The sequence below is a fragment of the Neorhizobium sp. IRS_2294 genome (assembly GCF_050500145.1).
GTDB classification, from domain to species: domain Bacteria; phylum Pseudomonadota; class Alphaproteobacteria; order Rhizobiales; family Rhizobiaceae; genus Neorhizobium; species Neorhizobium soli.
Genome location: NZ_CP191440.1, coordinates 213246 through 232890, shown reverse-complemented (window position 1 = coordinate 232890; position 19645 = coordinate 213246). Strand labels below are relative to the sequence as shown.

Below are 19645 nucleotides of genomic sequence, written 5' to 3'. Positions count from 1 at the left end.
GCAGGCGCGTCAGTCGCCTGCCCTCCCCCTTGATCAGACAGGATGCGGCAGCCGCGCCGATCGTTTCTCCCATTGGAGATCGCGGTTGGCCGGCAAAGGTGCCTGCATCGTGCCTGCCGGAGGTGCCACAATGGCCAATCGCCCAATGCTCGAAGTCGTCGCGCTGGAAAAGCGCTTCGGGACCACCACCGTCCTCAAGAAGATTGGCCTGAGGGTCGCCGAGGGCGAACTCGTGTTCGTCATCGGTCCCTCCGGTTCCGGCAAGAGCACGATGCTGCGCTGTTGCAATCGGCTCGAGGAGCCAACTTCCGGCGACATCATCGTCAACGGCCGCAACATCATGGCCGGCACCCGCCGCGATCTCGACCGTATGCGGCTGCAGATCGGCATGGTGTTCCAGGGCTTTCACCTCTACCCGCATATGAGTGTCCTCAAGAATGTCACTCTTGCCCAGCGCAAGGCGCTGAAGCGCTCCAAGGTCGAGGCGGATGCGCGGGCCATGGACATGCTCGAACAGGTGGGCCTGGCGCACAAGGCGGATGCCTATCCCGGTGAATTGTCGGGCGGCCAGCAGCAGCGCGTGGCGATCGCCCGCTCGCTGGCGCTCGACCCGAAAGTCATGCTGTTCGACGAACCCACCTCGGCACTTGATCCCGAACTCGTCGGTTCCGTCCTCAAAGTGATGAAGGACCTGAAATCCAAGGGCATGACGATGGTCGTCGTCAGCCACGAGATGGGCTTTGCCCGCGAAACCGCCGATAGGGTTATCTTCATGGACGGCGGTGTCGTCGTCGAAGAGGGCACGCCGGACGAGCTCTTCGGCAACCCGAAGGCCGATCGCACCCGCGCATTCCTTTCGCGCGTTTCCGGGTAACGGCGATGGACCGGTTCCTCGAAACCTTCTTCAACCCGGTGGTGATGGCGAAATATACGCCTGACATCATTGCCGGAATCTGGGTCACCCTGCAGATTGCCTCGGCGGTGATCGTGGCTGGCATCCTGGCCGGCCTCGCGCTCGCCTGCCTGCGCAGCTATGGCGTCAAGACGCTCAATTTCTTCATCATCTGCTACGCCGATATCTTTCGCGCCCTGCCGCCTCTGGTCGTCATCCTGATCCTCTATTTCGGCTTCCCGTCGATCGGCATCCAGCTGTCCGGCCCGATGGTTCTTTTCCTCGTTCTGGCGGCGACCCTTGCAGCGTTTGCCGAAGAGATATTCTGGGCCGGGTTCTCGTCTGTCGAGAAGGGTCAGTGGGAGGCGGGCATTGCAACCGGGCTCGGTTTCACCCGCACGCTTGCCTATGTCGCCCTTCCCCAGGCCGTCCGTCTCGCCATTCCGCCGCTCGTCAACCGCGTGCTCGCCATCACCAAGATGACCGCGCTCGGCTCGGCCATTGGCGTGTCGGAAATCCTGTCCAGCGCCACGACGGCGCAGAGTTTTTCCGGCAGCGCCACGCCGCTCACCATGTCGGTCGTCGCCTATCTGGTGATTTTCCTGGCGATGGTGGTCTTCGCCCGCTGGCTGGAAAGCCGGACCGCCTGGAAGAAGCGATAGGAGGCTGACATGGATATTTTCATCGACCAGTTCTTCAATCTCGACATCATGCGCCAGTCGTTGCCGTTGCTGATGTCCGGCCTCTGGATGACGCTCAAGCTGTGCAGCGCCGTGATCCTGCTCGGCCTGATCGGCGGCCTGTTCGTCGCGCTCGGCAATATGAGCGAGCGCCGCTGGCTGCGCTGGATCTCGATCGCCTATACAGATCTCTTCCGCGCCCTGCCGCCGCTGGTGCTGCTCATCTTCATCTATGCCGGCCTGCCCTTTGCGGGGGTCAACATCTCGCCGTTTTACGCCGTCGTCATCGCCTTCCTGCTCAACAACTCCTCCTATTACGCCGAGGTCTATCGCGCCGGGCTCATCTCGGTTGCCAAGGGACAGTGGGAAGCGGCGCAGTCGACGGGCCTCAGCCCGGTACAGACGCTTTCCCATGTCGTCCTGCCGCAGGCCATCCGCAACGTGCTGCCGGACCTGCTGTCCAACACCGTAGAAGTCGTCAAGCTCACCTCGCTTGCCTCCGTCATCTCGCTGTCCGAGCTTCTCTACAATGCCGGCATGGCGCGGTCGGTCACCTACAATGCCTCGCCGCTTGTGCTGGCTGCTCTCATCTATCTCGTGCTGCTGTGGCCGCTGGTGCGCCTCGTCAGTCATTTCCAGCGGCGCCTGGCCGCCTGATCGCTTTCGAAAGGAAACTCCAATGACCATCATGAAGATCGCAGGTGCCCAGCTCGGCGCCATCCAAAAAGCCGACAGCCGCGAAAGCGTCGTCATCCGCATGATTGCGCTTCTCGATGAAGCCGCATCCAAGGGCGCCGACATGGTCGTCTACCCGGAGCTGGCGCTCACGACATTCTTTCCCCGCTGGTACATGGAAGACCAGGCCGAAATCGATTTCTGGTTCGAGACGGAAATGCCGAACGCCGCCACGCAGCCGCTGTTCGATCGCGCCCGCGAGCTCAACATCGCCATCACCTTCGGTTACGGTGAGAAGACGCCGGATGGACACTATTACAACACCTCGGTTGTCACCGACCGGCAGGCCAATATCGTCGGCAAGTATCGCAAGGTGCACCTTCCCGGTCATTCCGAATACGATACCGAGCGTGCCTTCCAGCATCTCGAAAAGCGCTATTTCGAACCCGGCGACCTCGGCTTCAACGTCTGGCGCAACGAAGGCGTCATCATGGGCATGGCGATCTGCAACGACCGCCGCTGGCCGGAAACCTTCCGCTGCCTCGGCCTGCAGGGCGTCGAACTGGTGACGATCGGCTACAACACGCCGTCGGTGAACAGCCAGATGAGCGCCGAAGGTTTGGAGAAGCGGCTTTTCCATTCCGACCTTTCCATGCAGTCCGGCGCCTACCAGAATTCGACCTATGTCGTCGGCGTCGCCAAGGCGGGCAATGAGGACGGCCACCCGCTGATGGGCGGCTCGATCATCGTCGATCCGGACGGGTTCGTTCTCGCCCGCGCCGTGACCGAGGAGGACGAGCTGATCATCGCCGAGTGCGATTTCTCCAAATGCGACTTTGGCAAGAAGACGATCTTTGATTTCGAGCGTCATCGTCGTATCGAGCATTACGGACGTCTAACGAGCCAGACCGGCGTGATCATCGAAGTGTAAGGAAAGATCGACATGACAGCGTTTGATACGGTCATCCATGGCGGTCGCATCGTCACCGCATCCGACATATTCGATGGCGATATCGGCATTACCGATGGTCGGATCGCGGCGATCGGCGAGAAGATCGCTGGAGGAAGCCGCCGGGTCGATGCGGGCGGCAAGCTGGTCGTTCCCGGCGGCATCGAGGCGCATGCTCATATCGCCCAGGAAAGCTCCGCGGGCGTGATGACCGCCGACGACTACTATTCGGGTTCGGTCTCCGCCGCCTTCGGTGGCAATTCGTCATTCATCCCGTTTGCGGCCCAGCAGCGCGGCCAGTCCATTGCCGATGTCATTTCCACCTATGACGGTCGTGCCGCGCCGCACTCGGTGCTCGACTATTCCTACCACCTGATCATTTCCGACCCTTCGGCTGATGTCCTTGCAGAGCTGCCGGGCGTGTTTGCCCGGGGCATCACGTCGTTCAAGGTCTTCATGACCTACGACCTGATGAATATCGGCGACGGCGGCATGCTCGATATCCTGACGGTGGCGAAAACCCACGGCGCGCTCACCATGGTCCATGCCGAAAACAACGACATGGTAAAGTGGATGAACAGGCGGCTGGCCGCTGCCGGCCTCACCGCGCCAAAATACCATGCGATCAGCCGACCGGAGCTTGCCGAGGAAGAAGCGATCAACCGGGCCGTCTCGCTGGCAAAGCTGGTCGATGCAGCCCTCTTTATCGTCCATGTCTCGACGGCGGGCGGCGCTGCCATCGTCCAGCGCGAAAAGCTTGCCGGCACGAAACTATTTGCCGAAACCTGCCCGCAATACCTGGCTCTGACCCGCGATGATCTCGACCGGCCCGGCATGGAAGGGGCGAAATTCATCTGCTCTCCACCGCTCCGCGACGCGGCGACACAGGAAGCGCTCTGGCGGCACGTACAATCAGGCACGTTCGAGAGCGTCTCCTCCGACCACGCGCCTTACCGTTTCGATGTCAGCGGAAAATTTGCGAACGGCGCCGATGCTCCCTACCCGAAGATATCCAACGGCATGCCGGGCATCGCCATGCGCCTGCCCTACCTTTTCTCGGAGGGTGTCACCAAGGGCCGCATCACGCTGCAGCAGTTCGTGGCGCTTTCAAGCACCAATGCGGCCAAGACATTCGGCATGGCGAAGAAGGGAACGATCGCACCCGGCTACGATGCCGATATCTGCATCTGGGACCCGGAAGCCCGCCGCAAGGCAACGCTTGCCGAACAGAACGACAATATGGACTACACACCGTTTGAGGGCATGGAGATCGAGGGCTGGCCTGTCCTCACGATGAACCGCGGTGATGTCATCGTCGAGAACGGCGAGCTTAAGGCGGACCGCGGTCGTGGTCGTTTCATTGCCCGCAACCCTGTCGACCTGACGGGCAAGCCCGGCTACCGCGCCAAGGAATTAGATCCGGCGCAGAATTTCGGCGTGGAGATCGCCCCATGAGAACAGTCGGCCCGATCCTCGTCATCAACCCGAACAGTTCGGAAAGCGTCACCAAAGGCCTTCGTATGGCGCTCTCCCCGATGCAGTTTCCGGGTGGTCCCGTGATCGAATGCGTCACGATCGAAGAGGGTCCGCCCGGCGTCGTTACCCAGCGCCATGTGGATGAAGCCTCCCTGCGCATCGCCGATCTGATCGAAACCCGACCGGATGCCTCGGCCTATATCCTTGCCTGCTATTCGCAGCCCGGTCTGGATCTTGCCCGGTCGATCACCACGAAACCGGTCTATGGCATCCAGGATGCCGGCGTGCTGAGCGCTCTCGCGCTTGCAGATCTCTTCGGCGTCATCGCGGTCGCCGAGGGGTCGATCCCGCGCCACATGCGCAACCTTCGTCGCCTTGGCGTCGATGGCAGGCTTGCTGGCGAAGTCGCGCTTGAAGGCGCAATCAGCGTTGCCGACAGCGGCCATGGGGAGGAAAGCTACGCGGCGCTCGTGAAGGCCGGGCTGAAACTGCGCCAGATGGGCGCCGGCGCGATCGTGCTTGGCTGTGCCGGCATGTCCGGCCATCGCCGCAGACTGGAAGAGGAACTCGGCATCCGCGTGATCGATCCGACCCAGGCCGCCGTCGCGATGGCGCTTGGCGCAGTCCTCACCTGAACGCCATGACCGAAAACGAGCAGAAACCGGATATCTCGCTGCGTCTCCTCGAAATCTTCGGGGCCATGATGCGCTGCGAGACGACCGTGGAAGCGGCCGAGCAGCTTGGCATTTCCCAGCCCGCCGTTTCGAACGGCATCCGCCAGCTGGAAAACCAGCTTGGCATAACGCTGTTCGAGCGCCTGCACCGTCGGCTTGAGCCAACCGAGGAAGCGACGCTTCTGTTCGAAGAGGTGCGGCCTGTCTTCAGCATGCTGCGCAGCTTTTCCGCCCGCGCCCGCTCGATAAGGCATGGCACGTCGGGACGGCTGCGCGTCATGTCGACGCCGCCGCTTGGCAATACGGTTGCTCCGGTTGCACTTGCGAGGTTCCTCAAGGACCGTCCGGATGTCTCCGTCGCCTACGATGTCCGCCGCCTCGAACACGTCATCGAAGCCGTGCAGAGCGGGGCCGCCGATGTCGGGCTGGCGATTGCGCTGGAACGCCATCCGTCCGTCAATGTCGAGATCCTGTCGCGCACCCACATGGTCGCGCTCGTGCCGAAGGACCATCCGGTCGCCGGCCGGCAGGAGGTGACGGTCAGCGATCTCTCCGAACACGGTTTCATCGGCCTCGAAGCGGAATCGCGCATGGGCCAGATGCTGCGTGACGCCTTCGATCGCGAAGGTATCGACTACGAGCCGCGGGTCGAGGTGCGCTACTGCGCAACGGCTGCGGTTCTGGCCGGAGCAGGCGTCGGGGCAGCGGTCGTCGATCCCTATAGCGCCGCCTACCAGTCATCGGAGGGCTTGGTGCAACTGCCCTTCCAGCCGCCCCGCGAAGTCGCGGCCGTCCTGATTACCCGCAAAGGCGTGCCGCGCTCGCGTCTGCTGCACGGCTTCATCGCCGAACTGAAGCGAGCCGCCGGCGATGTGTTTTGAATTCCCGACATACTGAAGGAGATTGCCTTGTCCCGTATCGTTTATTTGAATGGCGAATGGCTGCCCGAGGCCGACGCTAAGGTCTCCGTGTTCGACCGCGGGTTTCTGTTCGCAGACGCCATCTACGAAGTGACCGGCGTCATCGACGGCAAGCTTCTTGAATATGACGGCCACGCCGCCCGCCTGAAGCGCTCGATCGGGGAACTGGGCCTGAACCTGCCGATTTCGGCCAGCGAACTTCTGGAGGTTCATCGCGAGATCATCAGACGCAATGAACTCAAGGAAGGCCTGATCTACCTCCAGCTGTCGCGCGGCCCCGCCGATCGCGACTTCGCCTTCCCGAAGAATCCTTCACCGACACTGGTTCTCTTCACCCAGGCAAAGTCGGTGATCGAGAACCCCAAGCTCGCGACTGGCCTGTCCGTTGCTCTGCTGCCCGACTGGCGCTGGGAGCGCCGCGATATCAAGACCGTGCAGCTGCTCTATCCCTCGATGGCCAAGATGCAGTCGATGGAGAAAGGCGCCGATGACGCCTGGCTGGTGGAAGACGGTTTCGTTACGGAGGCAAGCTCGGCGACCGCCCATATCATCGACAAGACTGGCAGGCTGATCACCCGCCCGCTGTCGAACGCAATCCTGCACGGCATCACGCGCGCAAGCGTGCTTGATCTCGCCGAAAAAGCCGGCATTCCCTATGACGAGCGCGCCTTCACACCCGATGAAGCGATGAATGCCTCGGAGGCCTTCATCACATCCGCCACCAACTTCGTCATGCCGGTCACCCGCATCGACGGTGAACCCGTCGGCGACGGCAAGCCGGGGACTCTGACGCTCAAACTGCGCGAACTCTACATCGCCGACAAGATCGCCAGCGCAATCTAAGCGCCGCGAGGCCGCCGTAACAGCGGCCTCCGCAATCTCCGGGTCGCCTTACTCGATCCTGAACACCACGTCGTGGGTAGCAACGAAGAATTCGCCGTCAGGTGTGACCCAGCCGCGAAACATGCCGTCGGTGTTGTAAGCTGTGGCGATCGTTCCGTCGGCTCCGACGGCCACAAGACCGGCGCCGATAGCGTGCGGCTTCAGGTCTTCCATGATCACCTTCGACGCCGCCTGCTCCACGGTTTCGCCGAGATAGCCGATGCGGCTTGCGACCTCATGGCCGACGGCATAGCGGATGAAGAGCTCGCCCTTGCCGGTGCCAGATACAGCGCAGAGACCGTCGCGGGCATAGGTGCCAGCGCCGACGATCGGGGTATCGCCGATACGACCGACCGGTTTGTTGTTGTAGCCACCGGTCGAGGTTGCGGCCGCCAGATGTCCGGCACTGTCGAGCGCGACGGCCCCCACCGTGCCGTGCTTTTCGGATTCGCTCGCCGATGCAGCCGTGCCGGCCGCCGCATGCGCCTTCATCGCAGCCAGCGCTTTCACGCGCTTTTCGGTGGTGAAATAATCGGGTTCGACGACGTCCAGGCCCTCGACCTTGGCAAACTCGTCGGCGGCATGGCCGCCCATCAGCACCGCTTCACCCTTTTCCATCACCCGCCGCGCCGCCTTGACGGGATTGCGGATGCGCCGCACCAGTGTCACCGCGCCTGCTTCGAGCGTCGCGCCATCCATGATCGAGGCATCGAGTTCGTGCTCTCCGGCGGCATTGAGGGCTGCGCCATAGCCGGCATTGAAATGCGCGCTGTCTTCCAGCACCACGACCGACGCCTGCACGGCATCAAGTGCGGAGCCGCCGATGCTCAGCACCGCCCATCCGGCTTTCAACGCATGACCGAGATCGACGCGCGCCGCGTCCCATTCCGCTTCGCTGAGGCCGAGCTTTGCCATCACGCCGCAGCCGCCATGGATTGCCAGTGCAATCTTGCCCATGATCTTCTCCTTTCCATGAATAAAAAAGCCGGGCAGCAGAACTGCCCGGCCAAGTTTACCTCCGGTTGGCGTGGAGGCTATTTCGCAGGCCTGATGTTCATGGCCAGTGTGTCTTCGTCCGAACGCGGCACGATGGTGATGGTCTTTTTCATGCCCCAGGCGGAAACGATCGAAGCGATCGAAAGATTGGGGCGATCGGAAGCAACCAGCGCGTTGGCGTCCTCCAGGTACTGTTCGCGCTTGCCCGCATCCATCTCGACACCGGCCGCCTCGATCAGCTTGTCCATTTCGGGGTTGGAGTAACCGCGGATGTTGAAGGCGCCGAGCTTCTTGGTCGGATCGTTGGTGTGAACCAGCGATGAGAGCGTGTAGTTCGCCTCACCGGTCAGCGTGCCCCAGCCGGACATGGTCAGCGAATAATCGCCGCGCGTGTTGGCCGGGAAATAGACGGCGCCGGGCTGTGCGTTGGCTTCCACCTGGATGCCGATCGCGGTCAGCATCTGGGCGATCGTCGTGCCGGTGTCCTTGTCTCCCGGCAGGCGGTCGTTGGTGAAGGAGAACGTCACCTTGAAACCATCGGGATAACCGGCGTCGGCAAGCAGCTTCTTTGCCTTCTCGACATCGTAGGGCGTAGGCTTGATGTCGGGATTGTAGCCGAAGATATTCGGGGTCACCAACTGCGTCTGGACGGCACCCATGCCCTCCATGGCGATTTCGGTGATGGTTTCGCGATCGATCGCAAGATCGAAGGCTTCACGCACACGGGGATCGATGAAGGGGTTTTTCGGCAGCGGCGAACCGTTCTTGGCGCTCACCTGCGGCGACTTTTCGCGGAAGTCGAAAGCCATGTTGAACAGGTAGACGCTGTCCTGGCGAACGATCGTCAGCTTTGAATCCGTTTCCAGCGTCGGCACGTCGGATGCGGGAATACGGGCGATCAGATCGACCTGGCCGGCCTTCAGCTGTGCAACGCGGGCGGCGTCGTTGGGAAGCTCCTTGCGGATCACCTTGTCCCACGGCTCCTTGCCGCCCCAGTAACCGTCGAAGCTCTGAAGAACCAGCTGCTCCTTCGGCGTCCAGGACACGAACTTGTAAGGACCGGTCCCGATCGCGGCCTTGCCGGAATTGAAACCTTGCGAGGCCTTTTCCGCGCTGTCGGAATAATCCTTGGCAGCGATATGCGACACCACGAACAGACGAATGAAATCGTTGGGCAGGGTTGGCGCCGGTCCGTCGGTCTTGACGCGGATCGTCAGCGGATCGACGATTTCGACGCCCTTGACGCGGCGGACGTAGATGGTTGTCGGGTTCGGGCCGGCGACTTTCGGAATACGCTCGATCGAGAACTTGACGTCCTCGGCGGTGAAGTCCGAACCGTCATGGAATTTGACGTTCGGGCGCAGCTTGAATTCCCAGGTCGTGTCGTCGATCGCGGTCCAGCTGGTGGCAAGGCCCGGCTCGAGTTCCAGATTGTTGCCCGACTTGATCAGCGAGTCGTAGATGTGCTTCATCGCCTCGGCATGGGTGCCGGCAGCGGTGAAATCGGGATCGATCGACAGCGGACCGGCGCGCACGCCGATGGTGAGGTCGGCGGCAAGGGCTGCGCCCGAAACACCGCCGAGCAGGGCGGCGGCGAGCACGATGGTGCGGAATGTCTTGGAAGCCGTCATTCTTCGTTCTCCTCTATTGTTGTCATTGGTGGCCAGTTCGGTGAATCGACGACGACCTTGGCAAGCAGTTCCGACAACATCAGCTGTTCGGCCGGCGTCAGCGACGAGATCATAGCCTTCTCGCGCTCCACCATCGGCTGCATGGCCTGATCGACGATGCGTCTGCCCTCCTCGGTGATGTAGAGGACAAAACTTCTCAGGTCCGCCTGGTCGATTTCGCGACGGACGATGTTCTTGTCGATCAGCTTCTGGATCGCCCGGCTGATCGTGTTCTTCGGAAAGCCCGAGGAATTGCAGATGGCACTGGCCGTCAGTCCGTCGGACAGGCCGAGCGAATAGATGACGACGAATTCCGGCCGCGCCAGGCCGTGTTCCTTTTCGATCAGTCGGTAGATCGGCTCGTTGAACTGCAGCGCCAGAAAGTTGAACCGGAACGACAACCAGCAGGGGTTCTTCCACAGTTTCACGGATACCAGGTCCTCGACGCCATGCGTGCCGGCGGCGGCTTTTCCGCCCTCCCGCAGCAGGGTCTCCAGTGTCGGTCCACGCGTCTGTCGCACTCTTCGGTCGCTTTCGAGCTTCGTGAGTTTTAGTCCCGTATGGAACTTGACGATCGTTTAAATGGCTGTCAATTTCTTTTTTTAGTCCCGTATGGAACTTTGCTTCATGCGACACAAAGCGTCGGAAAGCACAAATATTGTGCGGCCATGCGGAAAACAGAACGTTCTTTGCGCAGTTGCAAGAAGATTGAGAACGAGGGTAGCGAATTGAAGATTGCCGAGATGAACTGGATGCAGGTCGAAGAGCGCGTCGCGAAAGATGATCGCTGTATTTTACCGATCGGCAGCGTCGAGCAGCACGCCTATCTCAGTCTTGCGACCGATATGATCCTGGCTGAAAAGGTCTCGGTCGATGCTGCCGAGCCGCTCGGCATCCCGGTCTTTCCGGTCGTGCCTTATGGCCTTGCCTCCTCGTTCGCAACGTTTCCGGGAACGCTGACGCTATCGCTCACCACCTATATTGGCGTCATCGAGGATCTGCTCGACAGCATTTACCGCTCCGGTTTCCGGCGGATCCTGATCGTCAACGGGCATGGCGGCAACACGCCGGCGACGGTGGTGATTTCCGAATGGCTGAATGCTCACCCCGACGCGTCGGTGAAGTTCCACGACTGGTGGCGGGCGCCGCAGACGCTGGCCAAGGTGCAGCAGACCGATCCCGCCGCATCGCACGCGTCTTGGATGGAGAATTTCCCCTGGACGCGCACCACCAACGCGCGTCAGCCGACGACTGCCAAGCCACAGATCGACTACGCGGCGCTTGCCCGCGTCGGCGCTGCGCAGAAGCGCGACCTGCTCGGTGATGGCAATTATCACGGTCTCTACCAACGCCCCGATGAAGACATGGCTGCGATCTGGGAGGTCGCCGTTTCCGAAACCCGCGCGCTGCTGGAAGGCGACTGGCACTGACCGCCGCCTGACACACGACGCATTTTCGAACCCCGCACGAGACGGGAGAACAGGGAACGAATGTTTGGATTCATCCTGCAAAGGCTGTGGCAGGCGCTGATCGTGGTCCTTGCCATGTCGGCACTGGTATTCTGCGGCGTCTATGCCGTGGGCAACCCGATCGACGTGCTGATCTCACCGGACGCAACGCAAGACATCCGCGCCGCCGTCATCGCGCAATACGGTCTCGACCAGCCGCTGTGGCAGCAGTATTTCACCTTTGTCGGGCGTATCCTGCACGGCGATTTCGGCCGCTCCTTTGTCTACAACATGCCGGTCAGCGAACTGATCTTGACCCGGCTGCCTGCAACGCTCGAACTGACGCTGGCCGCCGTGCTGTTTGCCAGCCTCGTCGGCATTCCGATCGGCATGTATGCCGGATACAAGCCGCACAACCCGATCTCGCGTGCCATCATGGCACTTTCCATCCTCGGCTTTTCCGTCCCCACCTTCTGGTTCGGCCTGATGCTGATCATGGTGTTTGCCGTGCAATGCGGCTGCATGCCGGCCGGCGGACGCGGCGAGACCGCCAGCCTGTTCGGCGTCGACTTCAGTTTCCTGACCGGTGATGGCCTTTCCCACATGATCTTGCCGGCGTTGAACCTCTCACTGTTCAAGTTCTCGCTGATGATCCGTCTTGCCCGCGCCGGCACTCGCGAACTGATGCTGAGCGACACGGTGAAATTCGCCCGCGCTGCCGGGCTTTCGGAGTTCACGGTGCTGAGCCGGCATGTGCTGCGGCTGATCTCCATTCCGCTGGTCACCGTGTTCGGCCTCGAACTCGGCTCGACGCTCGCCTTTGCCGTCGTCACCGAAACGATCTTTTCCTGGCCGGGCCTCGGCAAGCTGATCATCGACAGCATCACCTCGCTCGATCGACCGGTCATGGTTGCCTACCTGATGTTTGTCGCCCTCCTGTTCATCGTCATCAATTTCGTGGTCGATCTTACCTATGCGCTGCTCGATCCGCGCCTGAGAAAGGGGCGTGCCTGATGCGCGACACTCCACTCTCCCGTTTTCTAAATGAATTCCGCCGCAACAAGGTTGCCACGGGCGCTGCGGTCTTCGTGTTCGTCATCGTGTTCATCGCCCTGATTGCGCCGCTGGTGACGCCTCAGGATCCTTACGACCTCGCGCATCTGGTGCTGCGAGACGCACGGCGCCCGCCGGGCTATGTCGGGACCGGCGGCTACACCCACTGGCTTGGAACGGACTCGCAAGGCCGCGACCTTCTGTCCGCCATCATCTACGGACTGCGGATCTCGCTGCAGATGGGCATCATCGCCAGCGGCACCGCGTTCGTCATCGGTGCCGTGGTCGGCTGTGCCGCCGCCTATATCGGCGGTCGCTTCGAAAGCCTTGTCATGCGCATCGTCGACCTGCAGCTGTCGTTCCCGGCCATTCTGCTCGCCTTCGTCATCGCCGCAATCCTCGGCCAGGGTCGCTACCAGCTGATCCTCGCACTGATCTTCGCCCAATACGCCTACTTCGCACGCACCGCCCATGGTGCCGCGGCGGCCGAACGGCAGAAGGATTATGTCGAGGCGGCGCTCTCCATCCCTCTGTCGCCATGGCGCGTGGTGCTGCGGCATATCCTGCCCAACTCGCTACCACCGCTGATCGTCGTCGCCACCGTGCAGATCGCCAGCGCGATTTCGCTTGAAGCAACGCTGTCCTTCCTGGGCGTCGGCCTGCCGCCGACCGAGCCGTCGCTTGGCATGCTGATTGCCAACGGTTTCCAGTATCTGCTGTCCGGCCGCTACTGGATCTCGATCTATCCCGGCCTGGCGCTGATCATCTTCATCGTCTCGCTCAATCTCGTCGGCGACCAGATCCGCGACCAGCTCAACCCGAGGCTCCGCCGATGACCGATACCGTGACAACACCGGCGACGCCGCTTCTCGAAGTCACCAACCTCAAGACCTGGTTCCCAAGCGGGCGCAGCGAGGTCAAGGCCGTCGACGGCGTCTCCTTCTCGATCGCGCCGGGAGAGGTGCTGGGTCTCGTCGGTGAATCCGGTTCCGGCAAGTCGATCACCGGCTTTTCAATAATTGGCCTGATCGACGAACCCGGCCGCATCGTCGAGGGCTCGATCAAGCTGGAAGGTCGCGAACTGGTCGGCTTGCCCGCCCACGAGCTTCGTGCCATTCGCGGCAAGACCATTTCGATGGTCTTCCAAGACCCGATGATGACACTCAACCCGGTCCTGAGCATCGGCATGCAGATCAAGCTCGCGCTGGAAGCTCACGAAAATATCGGCAGTGCCGAAGCCCGTGAGCGCGCGATCAAGGCGCTGGCCCAGGTTCGCATCAGCGATCCGGAACGCAAGGTGGATTTCTTCCCTCACCAGTTTTCCGGCGGCATGCGCCAGCGCGTTGCGATTGCGATAGCGCTTTTGCACCGGCCAAAACTGATCATCTGCGATGAACCGACGACCGCACTTGACGTGTCTATCCAGGCGGAAATCCTTGCCGAGATGAAGGAGCTTGTCTCCGAGCTCGGCACGGCGCTGATCTGGATCAGCCACGACCTTGCCATCGTATCGTCGATCGCCGACCGGGTTGCGGTCATGAAATCCGGCAACATCGTCGAGATCGGTCCAGCGCTCGGCGTCCTGACGAAACCACAGCACGACTATACCCGCGCGCTGCTCGATGCCCTACCCTCGCGCGCCAAACCCGGCGAGTTGCTGCTGCGTGGCAGCGGTATAGCAGACGCGGCGCCACCGCCGCGCAAATCGACAACCGCCAATCTGCCGCCTCTCGGCAGTCCCTATCTGGTCATCGACAATGTCGTGAAACGCTTCGAAAAGCCGGCCGGGTTGTTCAGGAACCTTGCGATCAAGTCCGGCCTGTCGCAGCCAACAAACGTGGTCCACGCCGTCGCCGGCGTCTCGCTGACGGTCAACCGTGGCGAAGTTCTGGGGCTTGTCGGTGAATCCGGTTCCGGCAAATCGACGCTGGGCCGGATGGCCGCCGGCATCACCGTGCCGACATCGGGCACGATCCGGTTGAACGGCCAGCCCGTCATGAGCACCGGCCGCGCGCCGAAAAAGATCACCACACGCATCCAGACGATCTTTCAGGATCCGTTTGCCTCGCTCAACGGCCGCATGCGCATCGGCGACATCATCGCCGAGGGGCCGCTCGCCCACCGTCTGGTGAGCCGTGCCGAGGCGGCGGTTTATGTCGGACAATGGCTGGCGGCCGTCGGTCTCGATCCGAGCTTTTCCAACCGCTTTCCGCACCAGTTTTCTGGCGGCCAGCGCCAGCGCATCGCCATAGCCCGAGCGCTCGCCATGCAGCCGGACGTGATCGTCTGCGACGAGCCGGTCGCCTCGCTCGACGTGTCGATCCAGGCGCAGATCATCAACCTTCTGATCCGACTTCGCGCCGAACTCGACCTGTCGCTGGTCTTCATCAGCCACGACCTGTCGGTGGTGCGCCACCTCTGCGACCGCGTCGCCATCATGTACCAGGGCCGGATCGTCGAGGAGGGCGAAGCCGCCGCCATCTATGCGGATCCGCAGCACGCCTACACGCAGCGACTGCTGGCGGCCGTACCGGTGCTGCCGCAGGCAGCCGAATGACTTAAACGGAGGACGGGATATGGAACCCTGGGAATGGGACGAAGCGACCTGGCGCGGCAAGGTCGACAAGGTGCGGGCCGGCCGTTCGCTGAAGCCGAAGACCTGGAAGAATGGCGCCCGCTGCGCCGTCGCACTCTCTTTCGATAGTGACCATGAGACCAACGAACTGCGCGACGGCGGCGAATCCATCGGTCGCCTTTCATGGGGCCAGTACGGCAATCGCCGGGGCGTGCCGCGCATTCTCGAGACGCTGAAGGCGGCAGACGTGCCCGCCACCTTCTTCGTGCCGGCGGTTGCCGCCCTCCTCCATCCGGAGGAGCAGAAACGAGTCATCGCCGAGGGCCACGAGATCGGCCTGCATGGCTGGATCCACGAGGTGAACACGCAGGTTCCGCCGGAGAAGGAACGCGAACTGCATCTGCGCGCCGCCGATACGCTGGAAAAGATCACCGGCGTCCGTGCCGTCGGCATGCGCACCCCTTCCTGGGATTTCTCCGCCGTGACGCTGGAGATCGAACGCGAACTGGGTCTACTCTACAATTCATCCTTGATGGCCGATGACGATCCCTATGAATTGGTCGAGAATGGCGTACCGACCGGCATGGTCGAGCTACCGGTCGAGTGGATCCGCGACGACGCCGTCTATTTCAACATGAACCGGTTTACCGCCCACCGCCCCTACACGCCGCCGCCGGCCGTGCTCGATATCTTCAAGCGCGAGTTTGACCGTGCCTATCAGGAAGGCGGCCTGTTTCTGCTCACCATGCATCCGCATGTCTCCGGTTACCGCTCGCGCATCTTCATCCTCGAAGAGCTGATCCGGCACATCACGCAGCACGACGACGTATGGTTCGGCACCCATGCCGACATTGCCCGCTTTGCCAAGGAGAATGCCGATGGCTGACACGACACGCAAAGTGGCTCTCGTCACCGGTGGCGGACGCGGCATCGGTCGCGCCTGCGCGCTGGATCTGGCAAAACACGGTTTCGATATCGTTCTGGTCGATCTGATCGAGGACGATCTGGCTCGAACCGCCGGCGAAATTGCCGAACTCGGCCGCCAGGCACTGACCTTCGTCGCCGACGTGCGCGACTACCGACGCGCCGCTGAGATCGTCGCCGAAGTCGATGCGCACTGGGGCCGTATCGACGTGCTGTTCAACAATGCCGGAAAGCCGATGCCGAAGGGGATCGAGGAGATCACCGAGGACGAGTTCGACACCACGATCGATATCAATCTCAAGGGTGCCTTCAATTATATCCAGCCGACCGTACCCCTTATGCGCCGCAACGGCGGCGGCCGGATCATCAATATGTCGTCGATGAACGCCCATACCGGGGGCGTCACCAGCGCTGTCAGCAAATTCGCCTATACATCAGCCAAGGCCGGTATTCTCGGCATGACCCGCGCGCTCGCCAAGGAACTCGCCCCCGAAATTGTCGTCAACGCCATCTGCCCGGGTGTGATCAAGACCGAACGCTCGAACGCCATGATCGACGCCCGCGAAGCCCAACTCGCCGCGGGCATCGCGATGAAGCGCGTCGGCACGCCGCAGGATGTGGCAAGCGTGGTCACGTTCCTCGCCACGTCGGAGCCGAACTTTCTGACGGGACAGGACATCCAGATCGACGGCATGCAGTGGGTGCGGTGAGGTAGCCAGTAGCCAGAACGATCACTAAAAACCCAACCGCCCGCAACGACACCCGCTTCACTTCCTCTGATGCAACACCACCCCGAGTTCATGCCACTCACGACCGTCTTTGCGGATAAGGTCATCGGCTGAGGCTGGGCCCATGCTGCCGGGGGCGTAGGGTTCTGGAACCGAGCCGTCTTCTGCCCAGGCGTCCAGGAAAGGCTGGACGGCAGCCCATCCGGATTCGATGCTGTCGGCGCGTTGAAACAGCGCCTGATCGCCGATGAACAGGTCGTAGATCAGGGATTCGTAGCCCGTCGTGTTGCCGATGTCGAACCTGTCGGAATAGCGGAAATCCAGTGTCACCGGCACTGTCTCGACGGATTGGCCGGGGCGTTTGATCGAGATTTCCATGCTCATCCCTTCATCCGGCTGAACCTGAATGACGAGCCGGTTGGGCGGCAGACGACGCGTCACGTCCGTTTCGCGAAACTGGGCAAATGGGACCTTGTTGAACGTGATGACGATTTCCGTGTCGCGGGCGGTCAAAGCCTTACCCGTCCTCAAGTAGAACGGTACACCGGCCCAGCGCCAGGTGTCGGCATAAAGCTTGAGGGCGACATAGGTTTCGGTCCGACTGTCGGGCGCGACATCCTTGGTGTCCCGGTAGGCTGACAACGACTTGCCGCCGAGATCGCCCGAACCATAGGCGCCGCGCACGCTGTTTGCGGCGGCCTCTTCAGCCGAATAGACACGCAGCGCTTTCAGCACCTTGCCCTTCTCGTTTCTAATAGCCTCGGCATCGAAACTGTTCGGGGGTTCCATCGCGATCATGGCCAGCAACTGGAACAGGTGGTTCGGAACCATGTCGCGGAGAGCACCTGTCGCATCGTAGAACTTGCCGCGACTACCGACATCGACAACCTCCGCCGCCGTGATCTGAACATGGTCGATATAGGTGTTGCTCCACAGGCCCTCGATGATCATGTTGGCAAAACGGGCCGTCATCAGGTTCTGCACAGTCTCCTTGCCGAGAAAATGATCCAGCCGGTAGACCTGGGTTTCCTCGACATTCGACAATATACGGGCATTGAGAGCCTTCGCCGAGGAGAGATCGGTCCCGAAGGGTTTCTCGATCGCGACGCGCCGGAAGCATGTCTCGGTTTCCTGCATCAGGCCATGCACTGCCAGCTTCTCGACGATCGGTCCGAACAGAACGGGCGGGACGGCGAGGTAGAAAGCAGCATTTGCCGACGATCCAAGCCGCGTTTCAATCGCCTGATAGATATCATCCCTGGTGAAATCGCCGCTCATATAGGAAATGCGGGATCGCAGACTGAACCAGGCGTCGTCTTTGCGGGTCGGCTCTTCGCCGTCTGGGCTGAGATGGGTGAGGAACTCATCGAGCCGACCGCGCAGAAATTCGTCGTCGCCCTCATCGATCCCGACACCGAGAATAGCGAGATCGTCTCCGACCAGGCCGCTGCGTGTCAGGTTGATGATCGCCGGAATGAGCAGGCGACGCGTCAGGTCGCCGGTGGCGCCGAAGATGACGAGAGTAACGGGCGGTGCTTTTTTCGGGATCACGCATAGCTCCTTCCATGAGGTCCTCACGGGGATATAGGCTTCTCGGTGCAACCAGCAATTCTCGAAAGGGAAATAGAGGCGAGTTGCGAGAAGGGTCGGCGCCGCGACGACTTGGCATCCACGCGCCGACGAATACTCACACCGGACCCGCATACCCAAGCCACCTTCCGCATCCGACAAACGCAGAATGCAAAGGAACATCGGCGAAACGGCGTTGTTTGTGAGGCGGCGAGCAATTTGGAGACCGGCATGGATCAGGCAAGCGCTTTCAACAGACGCAATCTTCTGAAACTTGGAGCCGCAGGCGCAACGGGGGTGGTGTTGTCCACGACGGTTGCCGGCGCTCAGAGCTACCCCGCACCGACGCAGGTGGACACCGGCATGGTCGAGGACGGCAAGGTCAAGTTCCCAGAATGGCGCGGGCCCGATGAGACCCCGAGCGGAAACCCGTCAGCGCCGCTTCCTCCGGAAGATAGGGTCGGCTTTGCGGTCGTAGCTCTCGGTCGTCTCAGCCTCGAAGAAATACTACCCGCCTTTGGCGAAACGAAAAAATCAAAACTCGTGGCGCTCGTGTCCGGAACGCCGGAGAAGCTATCGGCCGTCGCACGGCAATACGGCATCGCCGAGGATGCCTGTTACGATTACGAGAGCTTCGACGCCATCAAGGCCAATCCGGACATCAAGGCCGTCTACATCGTTCTTCCCAACAGCATGCATCGCGAATATGTCGAACGGGCAGCGCGGGCAGGCAAGCATGTCCTTTGCGAGAAGCCCATGTCGATCAGCTCGGCGGACGGGCAGGAAATGGTCAAGGTTTGCGAAGAGCAGAACGTCAAGCTGATGGTGGCCTACCGCATCCAGTACGAAGCCGCCAATCTCTACCTCGCCGAAAAAGTACGCAGCAAAGCCTATGGCCGCCTTGTCGGCATGTCCGCGATCAACGTTCAGACGGTTGCCGAAAACGGTGCCGAGCAATGGCGGCACAAGAAGGCTCTTGCCGGTGGCGGATCACTGCCTGACATTGGGCTTTACTGCCTGAACACCGCACGCTTCCTCACAGGTGAGGAACCGGTCGAAGTCATGGCAACGCAATACAGCCCCGAAGGTGACCCTCGCTATGCCGAGGTCGAGGAAACGGTCTCGTTCACCTTGCGCTTCCCATCCAATTTCATCGCCAACTGCTTCACCAGCTATGGCGCGCGAGACGACAAGCATCAGCGGCTCAATTTCGAAAAGGCCACCGCGGATATGGCGAACGCCTACAAATACGACGGCCAGAGCCTGACTGTCACCGAACTGGATGGCGAAAAATCCGTGCAGAAAAAGGTCGAGATCGCGCTCAACAACCAGTTCGCAGCCGAGATCGACCACATGGCGACCTGCATCATCGAGGACCGCAAGCCACGAACGCACGGCGAGGAAGGTGTGCAGGATCATGTTGTGATGGAAGCGATCTACGAGTCAGCGCGATCTGGAGCGCCCGTGAGGCTCCAGGCCCCAGACCGACTCGACGCCTTCCGCGGACCACCAGCTGCGCTCGAACTCTGACGCC

At 61.5% G+C, this 19645-nt stretch carries 19 protein-coding genes; 15 read left to right on the top strand and 4 right to left on the bottom strand.

All coding sequences use genetic code 11. The features are described 5' to 3' along the window. Positions 1-130: 130 nt before the first annotated feature. From ACQY1K_RS18370 to ACQY1K_RS18335, 8 genes are read left to right on the top strand one after another with little or no spacing between them, the layout of a single operon-like run. Positions 131-874, top strand: a complete 744-nt coding sequence (locus ACQY1K_RS18370; RefSeq protein WP_430260106.1) for an amino acid ABC transporter ATP-binding protein — start codon at positions 131-133, stop codon at positions 872-874. A gap of 5 nt (positions 875-879) precedes the next feature. Continuing rightward, positions 880-1554: an amino acid ABC transporter permease gene (locus ACQY1K_RS18365; protein ID WP_430260104.1), complete on the top strand. Its 675-nt coding sequence runs from the start codon at positions 880-882 to the stop codon at positions 1552-1554. Positions 1555-1563: 9 nt separating this feature from the next. Next, on the top strand, positions 1564-2229 hold the full coding sequence (locus tag ACQY1K_RS18360; protein ID WP_430260102.1) for an amino acid ABC transporter permease: 666 nt from the start codon (positions 1564-1566) through the stop codon (positions 2227-2229). 22 nt (positions 2230-2251) lie between these two features. Continuing rightward, the gene (locus tag ACQY1K_RS18355; protein ID WP_184655423.1) at positions 2252-3178 is read left to right on the top strand and encodes an N-carbamoyl-D-amino-acid hydrolase; all 927 of its coding nucleotides are present in this window, start codon (positions 2252-2254) and stop codon (positions 3176-3178) included. A 12-nt stretch (positions 3179-3190) separates the two neighbouring features. Then, positions 3191-4651: a dihydropyrimidinase gene (gene hydA, locus ACQY1K_RS18350; protein ID WP_430260100.1), complete on the top strand. Its 1461-nt coding sequence runs from the start codon at positions 3191-3193 to the stop codon at positions 4649-4651. Next, positions 4648-5307, top strand: coding sequence for an aspartate/glutamate racemase family protein (locus tag ACQY1K_RS18345; RefSeq protein WP_430260098.1), 660 nt, complete (start codon positions 4648-4650; stop codon positions 5305-5307). Before hydA ends, ACQY1K_RS18345 begins: the two co-directional genes overlap by 4 nt. A gap of 5 nt (positions 5308-5312) precedes the next feature. Then, positions 5313-6227 carry a LysR family transcriptional regulator gene (locus ACQY1K_RS18340; RefSeq protein WP_430260096.1) on the top strand — a complete coding sequence of 305 codons (915 nt, stop codon included), beginning with the start codon at positions 5313-5315 and terminating at the stop codon, positions 6225-6227. A 27-nt stretch (positions 6228-6254) separates the two neighbouring features. Beyond that, the gene (locus tag ACQY1K_RS18335; RefSeq protein ID WP_430260094.1) at positions 6255-7109 is read left to right on the top strand and encodes a D-amino-acid transaminase; all 855 of its coding nucleotides are present in this window, start codon (positions 6255-6257) and stop codon (positions 7107-7109) included. A gap of 48 nt (positions 7110-7157) precedes the next feature. Here ACQY1K_RS18335 and ACQY1K_RS18330 read toward each other — a convergent pair whose 3' ends face one another. The 3 genes from ACQY1K_RS18330 to ACQY1K_RS18320 all read right to left on the bottom strand — a co-directional run bounded on the left by ACQY1K_RS18330 (position 7158) and on the right by ACQY1K_RS18320 (position 10335). Beyond that, positions 7158-8105, bottom strand: a complete 948-nt coding sequence (locus ACQY1K_RS18330; RefSeq protein ID WP_430260092.1) for an isoaspartyl peptidase/L-asparaginase family protein — start codon at positions 8103-8105, stop codon at positions 7158-7160. Positions 8106-8182: 77 nt separating this feature from the next. After that, the gene (locus ACQY1K_RS18325; RefSeq protein ID WP_430260090.1) at positions 8183-9775 is read right to left on the bottom strand and encodes an ABC transporter substrate-binding protein; all 1593 of its coding nucleotides are present in this window, start codon (positions 9773-9775) and stop codon (positions 8183-8185) included. Beyond that, complete coding sequence (locus ACQY1K_RS18320) at positions 9772-10335, bottom strand: MarR family winged helix-turn-helix transcriptional regulator (RefSeq protein WP_430260088.1); 564 nt, start codon at positions 10333-10335, stop codon at positions 9772-9774. Before ACQY1K_RS18320 ends, ACQY1K_RS18325 begins: the two co-directional genes overlap by 4 nt. Positions 10336-10542: 207 nt before the next feature. Here ACQY1K_RS18320 and ACQY1K_RS18315 point away from each other — a divergent pair, with 207 nt between their 5' ends. The 6 genes from ACQY1K_RS18315 to ACQY1K_RS18290 are packed head-to-tail and all read left to right on the top strand — an operon-like array spanning position 10543 to position 16524. Continuing rightward, positions 10543-11244, top strand: coding sequence for a creatininase family protein (locus ACQY1K_RS18315; protein WP_430260086.1), 702 nt, complete (start codon positions 10543-10545; stop codon positions 11242-11244). Positions 11245-11304: 60 nt separating this feature from the next. After that, on the top strand, positions 11305-12276 hold the full coding sequence (locus tag ACQY1K_RS18310) for an ABC transporter permease (RefSeq protein ID WP_062578112.1): 972 nt from the start codon (positions 11305-11307) through the stop codon (positions 12274-12276). Then, a complete protein-coding gene (locus ACQY1K_RS18305) occupies positions 12276-13151 on the top strand; it encodes an ABC transporter permease (protein ID WP_062459221.1) in 876 nt (291 codons plus the stop codon). Before ACQY1K_RS18310 ends, ACQY1K_RS18305 begins: the two co-directional genes overlap by 1 nt. Continuing rightward, on the top strand, positions 13148-14872 hold the full coding sequence (locus ACQY1K_RS18300) for an ABC transporter ATP-binding protein (protein WP_430260084.1): 1725 nt from the start codon (positions 13148-13150) through the stop codon (positions 14870-14872). The genes ACQY1K_RS18305 and ACQY1K_RS18300 overlap by 4 nt, the downstream gene beginning before the upstream one ends. 19 nt (positions 14873-14891) lie before the next feature. After that, positions 14892-15776 carry a polysaccharide deacetylase family protein gene (locus tag ACQY1K_RS18295; protein ID WP_430260082.1) on the top strand — a complete coding sequence of 295 codons (885 nt, stop codon included), beginning with the start codon at positions 14892-14894 and terminating at the stop codon, positions 15774-15776. After that, the gene (locus ACQY1K_RS18290) at positions 15769-16524 is read left to right on the top strand and encodes an SDR family NAD(P)-dependent oxidoreductase (RefSeq protein WP_430260080.1); all 756 of its coding nucleotides are present in this window, start codon (positions 15769-15771) and stop codon (positions 16522-16524) included. Before ACQY1K_RS18295 ends, ACQY1K_RS18290 begins: the two co-directional genes overlap by 8 nt. A 57-nt stretch (positions 16525-16581) precedes the next feature. On the opposite strand, the gene zwf is transcribed toward ACQY1K_RS18290, so the two are convergent. Further along, positions 16582-18093 carry a glucose-6-phosphate dehydrogenase gene (gene zwf / locus ACQY1K_RS18285; protein WP_430260078.1) on the bottom strand — a complete coding sequence of 504 codons (1512 nt, stop codon included), beginning with the start codon at positions 18091-18093 and terminating at the stop codon, positions 16582-16584. Between the two features lie 249 nt (positions 18094-18342). On the opposite strand from zwf, the gene ACQY1K_RS18280 reads away from it, so the two are divergent. Then, on the top strand, positions 18343-19641 hold the full coding sequence (locus tag ACQY1K_RS18280; protein WP_430260076.1) for a Gfo/Idh/MocA family protein: 1299 nt from the start codon (positions 18343-18345) through the stop codon (positions 19639-19641). Positions 19642-19645 lie beyond the last annotated feature (4 nt).